Annotated in this window: 14 protein-coding genes; 8 read left to right on the forward strand and 6 right to left on the reverse strand. The window is 65.8% G+C overall.

Annotation, left to right across the window (positions count from 1 at the left end; genetic code table 11):
* Window positions 1-14: 14 nt before the first annotated feature.
* Window positions 15-1,199, reverse strand: coding sequence for an acetyl-CoA C-acetyltransferase (locus NUU27_RS10410; protein ID WP_257762034.1), 1,185 nt, complete (start codon window positions 1,197-1,199; stop codon window positions 15-17).
* 374 nt (window positions 1,200-1,573) lie between these two features.
* On the opposite strand from NUU27_RS10410, the gene phaR reads away from it, so the two are divergent.
* Window positions 1,574-2,182 (forward strand): polyhydroxyalkanoate synthesis repressor PhaR, encoded by a 609-nt coding sequence (gene phaR / locus NUU27_RS10415; RefSeq protein ID WP_257762035.1) that lies wholly within the window; start codon window positions 1,574-1,576, stop codon window positions 2,180-2,182.
* 118 nt (window positions 2,183-2,300) lie between these two features.
* Here the strand turns inward: phaR and rpmF are convergent, their stop codons facing one another.
* Together rpmF and mtgA are read right to left on the reverse strand one after the other, a co-directional pair.
* A complete protein-coding gene (gene rpmF, locus NUU27_RS10420) occupies window positions 2,301-2,483 on the reverse strand; it encodes a 50S ribosomal protein L32 (protein ID WP_008596866.1) in 183 nt (60 codons plus the stop codon).
* A 149-nt stretch (window positions 2,484-2,632) separates the two neighbouring features.
* On the reverse strand, window positions 2,633-3,358 hold the full coding sequence (gene mtgA, locus NUU27_RS10425) for a monofunctional biosynthetic peptidoglycan transglycosylase (RefSeq protein ID WP_257762045.1): 726 nt from the start codon (window positions 3,356-3,358) through the stop codon (window positions 2,633-2,635).
* Window positions 3,359-3,577: 219 nt separating this feature from the next.
* Between mtgA and NUU27_RS10430 the strand changes: the two genes are divergently transcribed.
* On the forward strand, window positions 3,578-4,483 hold the full coding sequence (locus tag NUU27_RS10430) for a polyprenyl synthetase family protein (RefSeq protein ID WP_257762036.1): 906 nt from the start codon (window positions 3,578-3,580) through the stop codon (window positions 4,481-4,483).
* A gap of 131 nt (window positions 4,484-4,614) precedes the next feature.
* Window positions 4,615-7,071, forward strand: a complete 2,457-nt coding sequence (locus NUU27_RS10435) for a response regulator (protein WP_257762037.1) — start codon at window positions 4,615-4,617, stop codon at window positions 7,069-7,071.
* A gap of 23 nt (window positions 7,072-7,094) precedes the next feature.
* Here the strand turns inward: NUU27_RS10435 and NUU27_RS10440 are convergent, their stop codons facing one another.
* A complete protein-coding gene (locus tag NUU27_RS10440; protein WP_257762038.1) occupies window positions 7,095-7,430 on the reverse strand; it encodes a cupin domain-containing protein in 336 nt (111 codons plus the stop codon).
* Between the two features lie 170 nt (window positions 7,431-7,600).
* Between NUU27_RS10440 and NUU27_RS10445 the strand changes: the two genes are divergently transcribed.
* A complete protein-coding gene (locus tag NUU27_RS10445; RefSeq protein WP_374566375.1) occupies window positions 7,601-8,173 on the forward strand; it encodes a MarR family winged helix-turn-helix transcriptional regulator in 573 nt (190 codons plus the stop codon).
* Between the two features lie 21 nt (window positions 8,174-8,194).
* Here the strand turns inward: NUU27_RS10445 and ispG are convergent, their stop codons facing one another.
* On the reverse strand, window positions 8,195-9,442 hold the full coding sequence (gene ispG / locus NUU27_RS10450; RefSeq protein WP_257762046.1) for a flavodoxin-dependent (E)-4-hydroxy-3-methylbut-2-enyl-diphosphate synthase: 1,248 nt from the start codon (window positions 9,440-9,442) through the stop codon (window positions 8,195-8,197).
* Between the two features lie 400 nt (window positions 9,443-9,842).
* Here ispG and NUU27_RS10455 point away from each other — a divergent pair, with 400 nt between their 5' ends.
* Window positions 9,843-10,640, forward strand: a complete 798-nt coding sequence (locus NUU27_RS10455) for a 3-hydroxybutyrate dehydrogenase (RefSeq protein WP_257762040.1) — start codon at window positions 9,843-9,845, stop codon at window positions 10,638-10,640.
* A 16-nt stretch (window positions 10,641-10,656) separates the two neighbouring features.
* On the opposite strand, the gene NUU27_RS10460 is transcribed toward NUU27_RS10455, so the two are convergent.
* The gene (locus tag NUU27_RS10460; protein WP_257762041.1) at window positions 10,657-11,274 is read right to left on the reverse strand and encodes a TetR/AcrR family transcriptional regulator; all 618 of its coding nucleotides are present in this window, start codon (window positions 11,272-11,274) and stop codon (window positions 10,657-10,659) included.
* A 300-nt stretch (window positions 11,275-11,574) separates the two neighbouring features.
* Between NUU27_RS10460 and NUU27_RS10465 the strand changes: the two genes are divergently transcribed.
* The 3 genes from NUU27_RS10465 (at window position 11,575) to NUU27_RS10475 (ending at window position 16,609) form a co-directional block, all read left to right on the forward strand.
* Window positions 11,575-12,708 carry an efflux RND transporter periplasmic adaptor subunit gene (locus tag NUU27_RS10465; protein ID WP_257762042.1) on the forward strand — a complete coding sequence of 378 codons (1,134 nt, stop codon included), beginning with the start codon at window positions 11,575-11,577 and terminating at the stop codon, window positions 12,706-12,708.
* A gap of 135 nt (window positions 12,709-12,843) precedes the next feature.
* The gene (locus tag NUU27_RS10470; protein WP_257762043.1) at window positions 12,844-16,014 is read left to right on the forward strand and encodes an efflux RND transporter permease subunit; all 3,171 of its coding nucleotides are present in this window, start codon (window positions 12,844-12,846) and stop codon (window positions 16,012-16,014) included.
* A 436-nt stretch (window positions 16,015-16,450) separates the two neighbouring features.
* Window positions 16,451-16,609: a DUF3309 domain-containing protein gene (locus NUU27_RS10475; protein ID WP_257762044.1), complete on the forward strand. Its 159-nt coding sequence runs from the start codon at window positions 16,451-16,453 to the stop codon at window positions 16,607-16,609.
* Window positions 16,610-16,689: the final 80 nt, after the last annotated feature.

The raw sequence follows: 16,689 nt of genomic DNA on the forward strand, positions 1-16,689 counted from the left end.
CGCATTGAAAATGCCTACAGCGCTTCGACGCACATGGCGACGCCCATGCCGCCGCCGATGCACAGGGTCGCGAGCCCCTTCTTCGCGCCGCGACGGCGCATCTCGAAGACCAGCGTGTTGAAGATGCGCGCGCCCGACGCCCCGATCGGATGCCCGATCGCGATCGCACCGCCGTTGACATTGACCACGTCCGGGTTCCAGCCCATGTCCTTGTTGACCGCGCAGGCCTGGGCGGCAAAGGCCTCGTTCGCCTCGACGAGGTCGAGGTCCTCGGCCCTCCAGCCGGCTTTTTCCAGCGCCTTGCGCGATGCCGGGATCGGGCCGGTGCCCATGATCGTCGGGTCGACGCCGGCCGTCGCCCAGGATGCGATGCGGGCGAGCGGCGCCAGGCCGCGCCGCCTGGCTTCGCTCTCGCTCATCAGAACCACGGCGGCGGCCCCGTCATTGAGCCCCGAGGCATTGGCGGCCGTCACGGTGCCCTCCTTGTCGAAGGCCGGGCGCAGCTTCTGCATGCTCTCCAGCGTGGCGCCGTGGCGGATGTATTCGTCCTCCGCAACCACGGTCTCGCCCTTGCGGGTCTTGACGGTGACCGGAACGATCTCGTCCTTGAAGCGGCCGGCCTTCTGGGCGGCTTCCGCCTTGTGTTGCGAGGCGAGGGCGAACGCGTCCTGCTGCTCGCGGGTGATCTGGAACTGGCGCGCCACGTTCTCCGCCGTGATGCCCATGTGATAGCCGTTGAAGGCATCCCACAGCCCGTCGCGGATCATCGTATCGATCATCGCATAGTCGCCCATCTTCACGCCGCCGCGCAGATGCGCGCAGTGCGGCGACAGGGACATCGATTCCTGGCCGCCGGCGACGATGATGTCGGCATCCCCCGTGGCGATCTGCTGCATGCCGATGGCGATGGTGCGCAGGCCCGAACCGCAGACCTGGTTCAGCACCCAGGCCGTCGTCTCCTTCGGCAGGCCGGCGGCGATGGACGCCTGGCGGGCGGGGTTCTGCCCCTGGCCGGCGGTCAGCACCTGGCCGAGGATCACCTCGTTCACCTCCTCGGCGGCCACCCCGGCCCGCGACAGGACCTCGCGGATGGCGGTGGCACCCAGCTCATGCGCCGGGACAGCGGCGAACGCCCCATTGAACGAGCCGACCGGCGTGCGGGCGGCGCTGGCGATGACGATGGCTTCGGCAGAGGACATGGAGAGCTCCCTTGAGACGTTCATACACGTGCGTTTGTGCAGCCCTTGTGACGGGCTGGCCTTGCTCACATTTGTCGCGGCTTCCGCGGAACAAGTCAAACGGATGTGTGCGGCGCGAAAAGAACGGACCGGCGGAACCTCTGCGGCTGCGCTTCGCTGGTGCACAAAGCGCTTTCATTCCATCGGATTTTGCGCATATCCTGATGCCCGGCAGATGCGTGGGGCGCGCATGAGAAGCTCCCGCAGCTAAGGCACGATGCGTTCGGTTCGATGCGCAGCGGCGCTTTAGGTCCTTGAATCCAGGCATTTTCGCCCAGACTGGGAAAGGTCGACCGGCGGGATGCTGCAGAAACCGTGCTACGGGGAGGTCAGTAATGCCAGCCAAGGACGACCCGATCGTCATCAAGAAATACGCCAACCGCCGCCTCTACAACACGGGCACCAGTACCTATGTGACGCTGGAAGACCTGGCCGAGATGGTCAAGCGGGACGAAGACTTCGTCGTCCAGGACGCCAAGAGCGGCGAGGACATCACGCATTCCGTGCTGACACAGATCATTTTTGAACTGGAGAACGACCGCAACGGGCAGAACATGCTGCCGATCTCGTTCCTGCGCCAGCTCATCTCCTTCTACGGCGATCAGATGCAGATGGTCGTGCCGAGCTTCCTGGAGCAGTCGATGATCGCCTTCTCCAAGGAACAGGAGCGCCTGCGCGAGCAGATGAACAAGGCCTTCGGCTCCTCTTCGATGGACATGATGGGCATGTCGGCGCCGATGAAGATGGTGGAGGAACAGACGCGCCGCAACATCGAGATGTTCCAGAACGCAATGCGCATGTTCTCGCCGGTTCCCCCCTCCGGCAAACCGGCGGCCGGTGGCGAAGGCGAAACCGCTAGCGAGGGCGAGCGCTCGGACGACCTGCGGGAATTACGCGATCAGATCGCCGCGATGCAGCGCAAGATCGATTCCATGGGCAGTTGAGGCCCGTGCCTGCTGCGCGTGCCCGAAAGGGTGCGCAGCATCGCAACGTTGCAAGAGCGTCCGCATGCAAAAAGACCGGCTCGAGGCCGGTCTTTTTTAGTCACGGAATGCCGGGCGCTTATGCGTCCTTCGGCTCCAGAACCTGACGGCCGCGATACATGCCGGTCTTCAGGTCGACATGGTGCGGACGGCGCAGCTCGCCCGAATTCTTGTCCTCGACATAGGTCGGGGCCTTGATCGCGTCAGCCGAACGACGCATGCCGCGCTTCGACGGCGAGGTTTTCCTTTTTGGTACAGCCATTGTCCTGCTCCGCTAATCGGTCAAAGGCCGTTGCGGCCCCTGGGTCCAGGGCCCAGCATTTCGGCCGGGAATTGGAAGTCGGCGTGCCTATACACGGCAAAGCGGCTTTTGGCCAGTGGGGCGCGGCGTTTTTTTGCGCCTTCGCCCGCCTACGGCTTCAGACACCCGACATAGCCGCCGGCCCTCAGCGCCCGCCGCTCGATGTTGGCCGCCAGCCGGTTCAGCCCGCCGGACGGCCGCGCCGGATTGCGCGCCAGCGGATTGGGCAGAGCCACCGCCAGCAGCGCCGCCTGCCGGCGCGTCAGGTCCTTCGCGCGGCGGCCGAAATAATGCATCGCCGCCGCCTCCGCGCCATAGATGTTCGGCCCCCATTCGGCGATGTTGAGATAGATCTCCATGATCCGGTGCTTCGGCAGCAGCAGGTCGAGATAAAGCGCCAGCGGCAGCTCCAGCGCCTTGCGCAGGAAAGAGCGCCCCTGCCAGAGAAACAGGTTCTTCGCCGTCTGCATCGGTATGGTCGAGGCGCCCCGCGCCGCCTCGCCCGACAAGGCGTCGTTGATCACCGTGTTGAGCGCCCCCCAGTCGATGCCCGAGTGGCTGCAGAACTGACCGTCTTCCGACATCATCACCGAATGCTGGATCAAGGGTCCCATGGCATCGAGCGACGTCCAGCGCCGGTCATAACCCGTCAGGGTCGCGAGGTCCTTGAGCATCAGCGTCGAGACCGGATGCACCACCGGCACCCGGTAAAGAAGCGTCAGCGCGAACGGCAGGAGCGCAATCAGTACGAGCGCCAGCACCGCCCGACGCAGGAGGCGCTGCCACCATCCCCGCCCCGATGCACCGCGACCGCGCTGGCTTCCGCCCCTTGCCATCATCCTCTTCTCGGGTTCGACCGTCGGCCCGCTCAAACCATCTCCTTGGTGGCCGACCCAAACGGATGAGGACCATCTGTCAGGATCGCACCACTGGTGTCATCTACGCCTTGAAACTCTTCTTCGCATAACCTCCGGTGGCAAACGGCGCAATGGCGGAGCGAACGGGACTTGACCCGGGCGCTCTTTGCCTTCATCGCTCCGCGCATGGAAGAGACGATGACGCCCCCTTTTGAAGTGAAGCTCGCCGTCGGCGCCGAGATGGTGGAGGCGGAACTGCGCCGCCTGCTCGACACGCGCCCCCTGGAAGGCGAGATCGCACGTCCGGTGAGGCTCCTAGAGGCGATGCGGCACGGCGTGCTCAACGGCGGCAAGCGGCTGCGACCCTTCCTCGTGCTTGAGAGCGCCGCGCTCTTCGATGCTTCCGGTGAGGCCGCCCTGCGCGTCGCGGCGGCGCTCGAATGCGTGCATTGCTACTCGCTGGTGCATGACGACCTGCCGGCAATGGATGACGACGATCTGCGTCGCGGCCAGCCGACCGTCCACCGCGCCTTCGACGAGGCGACGGCGATCCTCGCCGGGGACGGCCTGCTGACCTACGCCTTCGACATCATCGGCGACGCGCAAACGGCGCTTCCCGCCGAAGCCCGCCTCGCGCTGATGACACGACTGGCGCGCGCGGCCGGCATCGGCGGCATGGCCGGCGGCCAGGCCCTCGACCTGCAGGCCGAGGGCCAGAGCCTCGCGGAGGACGACATCCTGCGGCTGCAGGCGATGAAGACCGGGGCCTTGATCCGCTACGCCTGCGAGGCCGGCGCCATCATTGGTGGCGCCGCGGAGGCCGACCGCGAGAGGCTGGGCGAATTCGGCGCGGCGATCGGCCTCGCCTTCCAGCTCGCCGACGATCTGCTGGACCTGACGGCCAGCAGCGAGGCGATGGGCAAGGCGACCGGCAAGGACGCGGCCGCCGGCAAGGCGACGCTTGCCGGCCTGCACGGCATCGACTGGACACGCCGGCAATTGCGCGGACTGGTCGCCCAGGCCGAGGATATTCTGGAACCCTATGGCGAAGGCGCCGAAGGCCTCCGCCAGGCCGCCCGTTTCGTCGCCGAGCGGCAAAGCTAGCGCATCGCCCCCCCCAAACCGCCCCCCGTTCCCGAGCCGGCGAAGTTTTTCTCGTCAGATGATTAGCGTTAATCGGCCGTTAATCATGATCTTCAATTCTTGATCGGACGGGGAACGGCTTTGGGACAGACATGTCTACTGTGGTAACGCAGCAATATATGCGTGGGCGGCTGATCGCGGTCATCGCGGGTTTCGCCGCGGCGATGGTTGTCGGCGTCGGTCTTTTGCTTTGGCAGATCGAAGACACGAAGAACCACGTGCGCTTCGGCGCGCTGGTCGGGTCGATGGCCGACGCGACCAACGACGTGATCCACAACGCGCTGCGCCTCGAGCAGGCAAGCCTCCAGCCGGTGGCCGGGAAACCCGCCTCCGGCCACGCCGAGCTCAAGGCGGCATTGACGCGGCTGCAGGGCGCTTATCATGCGCTGGAGCTGGCGACCCATGGCGACGTAACGACGCTGGAAAGCCAGCGCATCACGCAGCAGCAGACGGGCTGGCGCGACAGCGACGCGAGCGGTGAGGCGAGCGATCCGCTGATCGCCGGCATCGCCGAGCGGAGCGTTCCGGCTTCCGTCCGCCGCATCTGGGTGGGCGCGGAGACCGGCACCCCGCTTCGCTCGCGGATCCGCGACGTCGTCTCACTGGCGAACCGTCTCGACCTCTTCAACGATTACCGCAGCGCGGCCGCCCGCCGTGTCTTCGCGGACCTGCAGATCCTGGCCGACCGCGACGTGCGGCCCGTGCTCAAGCGGATCTCGGATTCCCTCGACCGCGAGATGATCGGCAGCTACGGGACGCTGCAGTGGGGGCTCCTCTCCGTCTCGCTGGCGATCACCCTGGCCAGCCTCCTGTTCGGCCTGCGCGTCTTCGTTCCGATGATGAACCGCGTCTCGAAGGCGCATCAGGACCTGCACGACGCCAACGTCTCGCTCGCCGCCGAGAAGATCAAGGCACAGTCGGCGGATCGCACCAAGTCCGAGTTCCTGGCCAATATGAGCCACGAGATCCGCACTCCGATGAACGGCGTGATGGGCATGGCCGAGCTTCTGGCGCGCACCGATCTCGACCAGCGGCAATCGATGTTCGTCGACGTGATCGTCAAATCCGGAACGGCGCTGCTCACCATCATCAACGACATCCTCGACTTCTCCAAGATCGACGCCGGCCAGCTCAAGCTGGACAAGGCGCCCTTCCGGCTGGGCGAGGCGATAGAGGACGTCGCGGCCCTCGTCTCCTCGCGCGTCGCGGAGAAGGATCTCGAGCTGATCGTGCGGGTCGATCCCGAACTGCCGCTGTCCTTCATCGGCGATGTCGGCCGCTTTCGGCAGATCGCCACGAATCTCGTCGGCAATGCCGTCAAGTTCACCGAGCGCGGGCATGTGCTGATCGACGTGTCGGGCACGGTGAGCGGCGACAGGGCCGAAGTCACCGTGCGGATCGAGGACACCGGCATCGGCATTCCACAGGACAAGCTCGGCGCCGTGTTCGAGAAATTCGCCCAGGTGGATGCCTCCTCGACGCGCCGCCACGAGGGCACCGGCCTCGGCCTCGCCATCGCCTCGCGCCTCGTGGAGATGATGGACGGCTCGCTGCACGCGACGAGCGTGCTCGGCAAGGGCTCCACCTTCTCCTTCACGATCCCGCTGACCGTGGACGAGGCCAACGCGGCGCCGAAAACGGCGCCGGTCGACGTCAGCGGCGCGCGCGTCTTCGTCATCGACGACAACCCGATCAACCGCGATATCCTGCTCGAGCAACTGAAGAGCTGGCGCTTCGATTGCGCCGCCGCCGAGAGTGGCGCGATCGGCCTGGCCTTCCTGAAGCGTTCCGCCGAGATCGACGCGCGGGTGGACTGCGTGATCCTCGACTATCAGATGCCCGACATGAACGGCGCCGACGTCGCCCGCCGCATCAAGGCGGATCCAGCGACCGCCGGCATCCCGCTCGTCCTTCTGACCTCGGTCGACCAGGCGGATGTCGGAAAGCTGGCTGCCGAGTGCGGCATCGCCGCGCAGCTCAACAAGCCGACCCGCTCCTCGGCCCTTCTGGAGACCATCGTCTCGGTGATGCAGGCGGCGCGGGCCGGCGATGCCGGCAGCGAAGCCGCACTGCAGCCGCCTCCCCCGCGTCCGGCCCCGCTGCGCATATCGACCCCGATGGAGCGCGGCCTTGCCAGCACGCGCGGCCCGCGCGGCGGGCTGGACGTGCTTGTCGCCGAGGACAACGAGGTGAACCAGCTGGTCTTCAGCCAGGTGCTCGACAGCCTCGGCCTGCGCTACAGGATCGCCGCCAACGGCAAGACCGCCGTCGAGATGCACCGGGCGTTCCAGCCAAAGATCGTGCTGATGGACATCTCCATGCCGGAGATGAACGGCTACGAGGCCACCGCCGCGATCCGCCAGGCCGAAGCCGCAAGCAGCCATCACACGCCGATCGTCGGCATCACCGCCCACGCTCTCAAGGGCGACCGCGAGAAGTGCCTCGGCGCCGGCATGGACGATTATCTGTCCAAGCCCATCTCGCCGCAGAAGCTGGCCGACATGATCCACCGCTGGATCGGCGAGAAGGCTCTGGCCGCTTCGGCCTGACCCGCATCCGACGGTCGGGCGGATCAGAGATTTTCCTGGATGATGTGATCGCTGGCGTGGATGCAGATCATGTCGAGACTGCCTTGCCCGACATTGACGAAGCGGTGCGGGATGTTGGGGCCGACCACCAGGATGTCTCCTGCACCGGCCCTTGTCGTTTCACCGCCGACCGTGAATTCGGCCTCGCCCGACCGCACGACCCAGGTCTCTGAATAGGGATGCCGGTGCAGGTCCGGCCCATGACCGGGAGGGCTGTCCATCAGGAAGAACGACACCTGCCCGCCAAAAGGCGCGCCTTCGAAGGTGGTCGTTCCGCGCGGGCTGACCTGCTGCTCGGAGCGGCTGATGAGCTGATACATGGTGTCTCTCCCTTTCAGGCACGCCCCGGAAGGCGGCATGCAATCTATCTTGACGTTAAGATACTTGCAATTTGTCTTCTCGTCAAGATATATCGGGCGACGCACCCGCCGCCGCGGAAACAGCAAACGGACCACCGGCCGCAAAGACTAAGGAAAAAAGGAAGATGGACATGCCCGGCACCGCCGATACACAAGACCATGTCGACCGTTTGCGCGCGCAATGGGCGAGCGAACTGCCCGAACTCGATACCGAGCCCATGGCGATCCTCGGCCGCGCCTATCGGCTGTCGAATCTGGTGCGCCCCGGCATCGAGGCGACCTTTGCCGGTTTCGGGCTCGACCGCGGCGAGTTCGACGTCATCTCGACGCTGCGCCGCTCCGGCCCTCCCTATCGCCTGACGCCCACCGAGCTCTACAGATCGCTGATGATCTCCTCCGGCGGGCTGACGCACCGCCTGGGGCGGCTGGAAAAGGCCGGGCTCATCGAACGGCTGCCTTCGCCGAGTGACGGCCGCAGCATGATCGTCGGGCTGACGACGGCGGGGCGGGAGCGCGCCGAGGCGGCGTTCCGTGCCGACATGGCGAACGAGGCCGCGGTGATCGCCGCCATGCCGCCCGAGCGCCGCGCGGCGCTGGCGGATCTGCTGAGGGAACTGAACCTGATCGTCCAGGAAAAACTCGCCGGCGAGGCTGGCAGCGCTCCGGCGCCGCGCGACCCGTCGGACCCGCAGGGGACGCTGTGATCCGTTTGATCTACCCGTCGGCTATTCGACCGCCTGCCGGCCGCCGAAACGCTTTTCGATGTAGTCGCCGACCATCTTTTCGAAATCCTCGGCGATGTCCGGGCCGCGCAGCGTGGCCGCCTTGCGGCCGTCGATGAAGACGGGCGCGGCCGGCGTCTCGCCCGTGCCGGGGAGCGAGATGCCGATGTCGGCGTGCTTGGATTCACCCGGTCCGTTGACGATGCAGCCCATGACGGCGACCTTGAGCGCCTCGACCCCGGGATATTTGCGACGCCAGACGGGCATGTTCTTGCGCAGGTCCGCCTCGATCTTCTGCGCCAGTTCCTGAAACACCGTCGAGGTGGTGCGTCCGCAGCCGGGACATGCCGCCACCACCGGCAGGAACTGACGGAAGCCCATCGTCTGCAGCAACTCCTGCGCCACCTGCACCTCGCGGGTGCGGTCGCCGCCCGGCTCCGGCGTCAGCGAGATGCGGATCGTGTCGCCGATGCCCTGCTGCAGAAGAACGCCCATCGCCGCCGAGGAAGCGACGATGCCCTTGGTGCCCATGCCGGCCTCGGTGAGGCCGAGATGGAGCGCGTGGTTGGAGCGCCGGGCTAGCTCGGTGTAGACGGCGATCAGATCCTGCACCTGGCTGACCTTGGCCGACAGGATAATGCGGTCGCGGCCAAGCCCGATCTCTTCGGCAAGCTCGGCCGAGATGAGCGCCGACTGGACGATCGCCTCGCGCGTCACCTCTTCGGCGGTCATCGCCGAGCCCTTGGCCTGGTTCTTGTCCATCAGGCTGGTCAGGAGCTCCTGGTCGAGCGACCCCCAGTTGACGCCGATGCGGACGGGCTTGTCATGCTTGATCGCCGTCTCGATGATCGCCGCGAACTGCTTGTCCTTCTTGTCCTTGAAGCCGACATTGCCCGGGTTGATGCGGTATTTCGCCAGCGCCTCTGCACAGGCCGGATGATCGGCAAGCAGCTTGTGGCCGATATAGTGGAAATCGCCGATCAGCGGCACGAAGATGCCGACGCGCTCCAGCCGCTCGCGGATCTTCGGCACCGCCGCAGCCGCCTCGTCGCGGTCGACGGTGATGCGCACCAGCTCCGAGCCGGCGCGGTGAAGGGCGGCCACCTGCGCCACCGTGCGGTCGACGTCGGCGGTGTCCGTATTGGTCATCGACTGCACGACAACCGGCGCATCGCCACCGACGATCACATTGCCCACGGCAACCCCGACCGCCTCGCGGCGCGGGAAGGGCGATGAGAAATAGCCGGTCATTGTCTTGCTGGCCGTGAATGTTCCGGTCATGGGGGAACGGTCCCGATTTCAGCCGTGTCGGGCATGAGGTGGCCGAGCAACGAGCGAATGTCAATGCCGCCTGTGCCGATTCAGGGCGAGGAACCGAAGTTGACGGGCATCGCGTCGACCCCCACTCCGACCGCTTCGCGGCCACCTCTCCCCCGCTCGACGGGGGAGAGGGAGCGCCAGGCGGACTGCTTTGCACCCTTCCTCTCCCCGGGGCAGGGGGAGAGGTGGCTTGCGAAGCAAGACGGAATGGGGGTGCTTGGCGCCGAGTTCGGCCTGCGTGCGTATTGCGCCACGCAAGAGCGCTTGACACCCCCTGCGGACGCCGCTTTGCTGCGATGCAATATACTGTCGGATCAGATCGGGGGGCCTCATGAATGCAGCATCGAAATCCGCCCGCAGGACGGCCATCGTCACCGGCTCCACCTCGGGCATCGGCCTGGGGATCGCCGAGGCGCTCGCCGCGAGCGGCTGCAACGTCGTCCTGAACTCCTTCACCGACCGGGACGAGGACCATGCGATGGCCGACGAGCTCGGCGCCCGCCATGGCATCGAAGCCCGCTATCTCGGCGCCGACATGTCGGATCCGGCGGCCTGCCGCGGGCTGGTGGAAGCGACGGCGGAGGCGTTCGGCAGCGTCGACATCCTGGTCAACAACGCCGGCATCCAGCACGTCGCACCGGTGGAGGAGTTCCCGGTCGACAAGTGGAACGCGATCCTGGCTATCAATCTTTCCGCCTCGTTCCACACCATCGCCGCGGCGGTCCCGCACATGAAGCGCGCCGGCAAGGGCCGCATCGTCAACATCGCCTCGGCGCACGGCCTGCGCGCCTCGCCGTTCAAATCCGCCTATGTGGCGGCAAAGCACGGCATCGTCGGCCTGACCAAGACCGTCGCCCTGGAGCTCGCCGAGGAAAAGATCACCTGCAACGCCATCTGCCCGGGCTATGTGCTGACACCATTGGTGGAGGCGCAGATCCCCGATCAGATGAAGGTGCACCGCATGGACCGCGAGACCGTGGTGCGCGAGGTGATGCTGGAACGGCAGCCGACACGCGAGTTCGTCACCGTGGAGGAGATCGGCGGCCTCGTCGTCTTCCTGTGTACGGACCACGCGGCGCAGATCACCGGCACGGCGCTGCCCGTGGATGGCGGCTGGACGGCGCAGTAGCGCAGCGGAACCCGCTTCAGTCCTTCTTCGGTGTGGCGGCGACGAGCACGATCTCCATCACGGTGATCAGCCGTCGTGCTCCGTCGATGGCCGGCCGGCCGCACAGCCCGCGCAAACGCATTCCCTCCAGGCCGTCGAGCAGAAGCTCGGCCAGCGAGCGCGGCGTGAGGCCGTATTGGCCGAGATCGGCCCCGTTGCGCACCGCCTCCTCCTCAACGGCGGCCTCCACCGCCTCGGTCAGCCCCTCGCGCCACTCGGCGATGATGTCGGCGGCGATCTTGTTCTCGAGACCGAGAATCTCCTCGCCATGCGCCGACTTGTCGACCATCTCCATCAGCGAAAACAATGCCCGGTCGAGCGCGGTCATCATCCGCTCGCCGAAGCTTCCCTCAATCGTCAGCCCGGCGCGGGCCTCGGCCAGCGACCGCTCGAGGATGCTTGCGCCGATGGCGCGGAAGATATCCGCCTTGTTGCGGAACTGCAGATAGAGCGTCGGCCGCGAGACCTCCGCCGCACGGGCGATATCGTCCATGGTGGTACGGGCGAACCCATAGGCGAGAAAGACCTTCATGGCGCCGTCCAGGATGCGCGCCCGTCTCGGATCCCCTTTGGTGTCCGCTGCCAAATTCATCATCGGAAGAGTTCGCCTTTATTCGAGAGTTGACAAAAAAACGTATTTTGTCAATATGTCCTTGCCGTGCGCGCCGGGCATGTTTTTCGTGGCGTGCATTTTTGCGTGAGTGGGTCACTCATACACCAACGTTCGTTGATGTCAGGAGTGTAGGCCACTTAACTTTTTTGCAGCGAACGCTTGGGATATATGGGCGTGTTTTGCAGCAAAGAAACACCACTGTGAATTGAAATCCGGGCGTAGCGACCCCATATCGCGCCGGTCCTTGATCGACAGGCCGCCTCCACCGCACTGGAAAACGACATGCCGAAGATTAGGTTCCACAAGATCATCGCTGTAGCCGTTCTTGTCGCCACGGCCGCCTGGATCGCCACCGGCGAATTCGCCTCGGTCGGCAGCGCCAGCGAGGAGGCGCAGACCGTTGCCCAGCGGCCTGAAAACGCCCCTGCCGATGCGCAGGTCGTCACGGTCGCCAAGCCGCCGCGCGTCGACCATTCCCGCACCATCCGCGTTTCCGGACAGACGTCGGCCGACAAGCGCACGGCACTCGCCTCGCGCTCGGGCGGCATCATCACCGAACTGCCGGTCAGCAAGGGCCAGCACGTCAAGAGCGGTGAGCTGATCCTGCGCCTGGAGACGGAAGGCAAGGAAGCCGCCGTCGAGACGGCGCGCCAGGTTCTGGCGCAGCGCGAAGCCGAGTCCGAGGCGGCCAACCGCCTTGCCAAGAGCGGCAACCTCGCGCGCCTGCAGCTCGACAGCGCCCGCTCGGCTCTGGCCACCGCCCGATCGCAGCTCGAAGCGGCCGAGGCGGAGCTGGCCCGCATCACCGTGCGCGCGCCCTTCGACGGCGTGATCGACAAGGTGGATGTCGAGCTGGGCTCCTCGATCATGCAGGGCGCCGAGGTGGCGACGCTCCTGAAGCTCGATCCGATGATCGCCGTCGGCGAAGTGAGCGAGCACGACCTGGGATCGGTCGACATCGGCGACGAGGCCGACGTGCGGCTCGTCAACGGCAGCACGGTGAGAGGCAAGGTCCGCTTCGTCAGCCGCGAGGCCTCCGAGCAGACGCGCACGTTCCGCGTCGAGGTGGCGATCCCCAACGCCGAAGGGGCCATTCCCGCCGGCATGACCGCCGAGCTCGACATCCATGCCGAGCCGGTGGAGGCGGTGGCGCTGCCACGCTCCGTCGTCACGCTGAACCAGGACGGCGAATTGGGCGTGCGGGCCGTCGACCCGGAGAACAAGGTCGTGTTCTATCCGATCGACCTCGTCGACGACACACCCCGCGCCCTTTACCTCGCCGGCATTCCGGCCGAGGCCCGCGTCATCGTCTCGGGTCAGGACCTCGTCACCGAGGGCGAATTGGTGAAGGCCCAGCCGGCCGATGAAAAGCTGATCCAGGAACTGGCGGGCATGCTCGCCCCCGAACTGAACTAGCCTGGACCGTGTCCCGTGCCGCCGAAGGCGGCGGGACCGTCCGACAGTCCGTTTCATGCGTTTTCGGAGGGGAACCGTTGCGGGTCCGATCCGGCCACGCCCTGCGCCAGCAGCGACACCCGATAGGAATCCGTGATGGATATCGTCCGCATCGCAATTCAAAACGCCAGGCTCACCTTATCCATCCTGCTGTTCTTCGTGATCGCCGGAGCGCTGGCCTATGTCAGCATCCCGAAGGAAGCCGAGCCCGACGTTCCGATCCCGATCATCTATGTGAGCCTGACCTATCAGGGCATCTCACCGGAAGATTCCGAGCGGCTCTTGCTGAGGCCCGTCGAGACGCGCCTGAAGAGTCTCGAGGGCGTCAAGGAAATGCGCTCCTCGGCCTATCAGGGCGGCGGCTTCGTGCTGGTGGAGTTCCAGGCGGGCTACGATTTCTCCAACGCCATCGAGGACGTGCGCGCCAAGGTGGCCGATGCCAGGCGCGACCTGCCGCAGGGCGCCGAGGAGCCGACGGTCCACGAGGTCAACATCTCGGAATTCCCGATCCTCGTCGTGACGCTCGCCGGCAACCTGCCGGAGCGCGTGCTGTCGACCGCCGCGCGCGAATTGCGCGACCGCATCGAGGAGATCCCCGGCGTGCTCGAAGGCACGCTGCAGGGCTCGCGCGACGAACTCGTCGAGGTGCTCATCGACCCGATGAAGCTCTCCTCCTACGGCCTTCAGCTCGACCAGCTCATCAACGCCGTCGGCGCTTCAAACAGCCTGGTCGCCGCCGGCTCTCTGGAAGGACAGGCCGGCCGCTATGCGGTCAAGGTGCCGTCGCTGATCGAGACCGTCGACGACGTCGCCAATCTGCCGATTGTCTCGAGCCCCAATGCCGTGGTCCGCGCCCGCGATCTCGCGGCCATCCGCTCGACCTTCAAGGACGCCGAGACGGTGACCCGCCTGAACGGCAAGAAGGCGATCGCCATCGAGGTGAAGAAGCGCGTCGGCGCGAACCTGGTGGAGACGGTGGATATGGTCAAGGCCGCCGCCCAGACCTTCCAGGAGAGCACCGGCGGCAAGATCACCGTGTCCTACAGCCAGGACAAGTCGGTGATGATCCGCGACATGCTGAGCGACCTGCAGAACCACGTGCTGATCGCCGTCATCCTGGTTTTCATCGTCGTCCTCTACACCTTGTCCGGCCGCGCCTCGCTGCTGATCGGCCTGGCCGTGCCCGCTTCCTTCCTGATGGGCATCTATGCCCTCTCGCTGGGCGGCTTCACGGTCAACATGGTGGTGCTGTTCAGCCTCATCCTGGCCGTCGGCATGCTGGTCGACGACGCGATCATTGTCACCGAGTTTGCCGAACGGCGCATGTCGGAAGGCATGGACAAGGCGCAGGCCTTTGAACTGGCGGCCAAGCGCATGGCCGGCCCGGTGATCGCCGCGACGATGACCCGTGTCGCCGCCTTCTCGCCGCTGCTGTTCTGGCCCGGCATCGTCGGCGAGTTCATGAAATACCTGCCGATCACGCTGATCGTGACGCTTTCGGCGTCGATGATCTACGCGCTGATCTTCACCCCGACGCTGGGAGCGATCTTCGCCAAGGCGCATGTGGAGGAGGAGCCGAAGCCGGACGGCTGGTACATGGGCCTCGTCAAGCAGGCAGTGCGCTTCCCCAAGACCGTGCTTCTGCTGACCGTGGGCCTGCTCGGCGGCGTCATGTACACCTATTCGCAGTACGGCGCGGGTGTCGAGTTCTTCCCCAATGTCGAGCCCGAATACGGGCTGATGTATGTCCACGCGCGCGGCAACCTGTCGCTCGACGAGATGGACCGCCTGGTGAAGCCCGCCGAGGAGAAGCTGCTCAACTGGCCGGGCATCGAATCGGTCTACACCCGCATCGGCAAGACCCGCGGCGGCGGCCAGGACATCGACGAAGACGTCATCGGCGTCATCCAGTACGAGTTCATCGACTGGCGCGAACGCGAACCGGCCAGCAAGATCCTGAACGACCTGCGTGCCGAGCTCGCCGGCACGCCCGGCGTGGAGATCGAGGTGCGCGTTCCCGATGCCGGACCGCCCACCGGCCAGCCGATCCAGATCCGCCTTTCGGCGGCCGATCCGAAGGGCCTGAACGAGCAGGCGGCCGAGGTCGCAAGGACGATCACCGGCATTGCGGGCGTCATCGACGTGTCGGACGGCCTGCCGCCGCCCGGCATCGACTGGGCGATCAATGTCGATCGCGCCAAGGCCGCGCAATACGGCATCAGCCCGGTCTCGGTGGGTACCGTGGTGCAGCTTGTCACCAACGGCCTCAAATTGTCGGAATACCGCCCCGCTGGCGTCGACGACGCGGTGGACATACGCCTGCGCCTGCCGGAAGACCGGCGCACCTTGTCGGCTCTCGACCAGTTGCGCGTGCAGACGGCCAAGGGGCCGGTGCCGATCTCCAATTTCGTCACCCGCGATCCCGAACGCTCGACCGGCATCCTGAACCGCATCGACGGTCAGCGCACGATCGTCGTCAGCGCCAACATCGCCAGCGATTTCCAGGTGGCGGCGGTGCAGGCGAACGTGACCCAGGCGCTGAACGACATGGACCTCGGCGCGACGCGCTGGAAGCTGGCCGGCTCCAACGAGGAAAGCGAGGAGGCGAGCGCCTTCCTGTCGAAGGCATTCGGTGCGGCGATCTTCCTGATCTTCATCGTGCTGCTCGCCCAGTTCAACAAGTTCACCAGCGTGTTCCTGGTGCTGATGACCGTGGTGATGGCGACCATCGGCGTGTTCCTGGGGCTGCTGATCACCGGCCAGGCCTTCGGCATCGTCATGTCGGGCATCGGCGTCATCGCCCTGGCCGGCGTGGTGGTGAACAACAACATCGTGCTGATCGACACCTATGATCGATTGCGGCACGAGGGCTGGAAGAAGCAGGAGGCGATCCTCCAGACCTGCCGCGAGCGCGCCCGTCCGGTCATGCTGACGGCCATCTCGGCCGTGCTCGGCGTGCTGCCGATCGCCTTCGGGCTCGGTCTCGAACTGTTCCACCACGAGGTGACGATCGGCGCACCGTCGACGCAGTGGTGGATCTCGCTGTCGGGCGCCATCGTCTATGGCCTGTCCTTCGCGACCGTCCTGACGCTGATCGTCACGCCATCGGCGCTGATGGTGTTCACCCGCGAGACGCTGCCGGCCGACCAGAAGCGGCGCAACCTCCTCGACCGCCTGTTCCGCCGCCGGCGGAAGGGCGACGAGGAGCCGGTGGCGGACAATGCGGACGCTCCGGCCGGCGCCTATCCGAAGGCGGCGGCGGAATAGGGCCTTTCGCGGTCGGGCGGAGACGCGCGGCAGCCCATGACGTGGAAGTTGAAAGCCCGGCGTTCCGATGGAACGCCGGGCTTTTTCCATGCGATGCGCCGGGATTGCCGGGCGCCCCGGCGAGCCCGAAGGGAACCCCATCAACGCCCGAGCGTTGATCTCATCAGATCGAGCTTGAACGGAATCAAGCAGGTCGGGTGGTCCGACCGGCGGCGGCGCCGGCATTCCACCCTCGTGGTTCTAGTGGTCTGACCGAAACAGATGGTACCCATCTGTTTCGATAAGTCAGCCCACAAGCTGTTGATCTGGTGGGGCGATTTTCCCAACAGATGGGAACCATCTGTTGGGATCGCACCACTAGGCTCACCATGAGGGGCCGGCAAGCGCCTGCGTTCCGGCTTGACTGAAATTGTACCGCTTTAGCGAGGACACCATCATGACGCTCGGGACACTTCTGATCATCATCCTCATCCTGATCCTGATCGGGGCGATACCGGCCTGGCCCTATTCGCGCGGCTGGGGCTACGGTCCCTCGGGCATTCTGGGCCTGATCCTGGTGATCGCCCTGATCCTGATGCTGATGGGACGGATTTGATACGATAGCATTTGCAGTCAGGTGGACTCACCGAACGTCCGCATAAATGCGGAAAAACAATAGGACAAAGCGTCCTTTGT

This window comes from Nitratireductor sp. ZSWI3 (assembly GCF_024655565.1).
In the GTDB taxonomy this organism is placed as follows: Bacteria; Pseudomonadota; Alphaproteobacteria; order Rhizobiales; family Rhizobiaceae; genus Nitratireductor.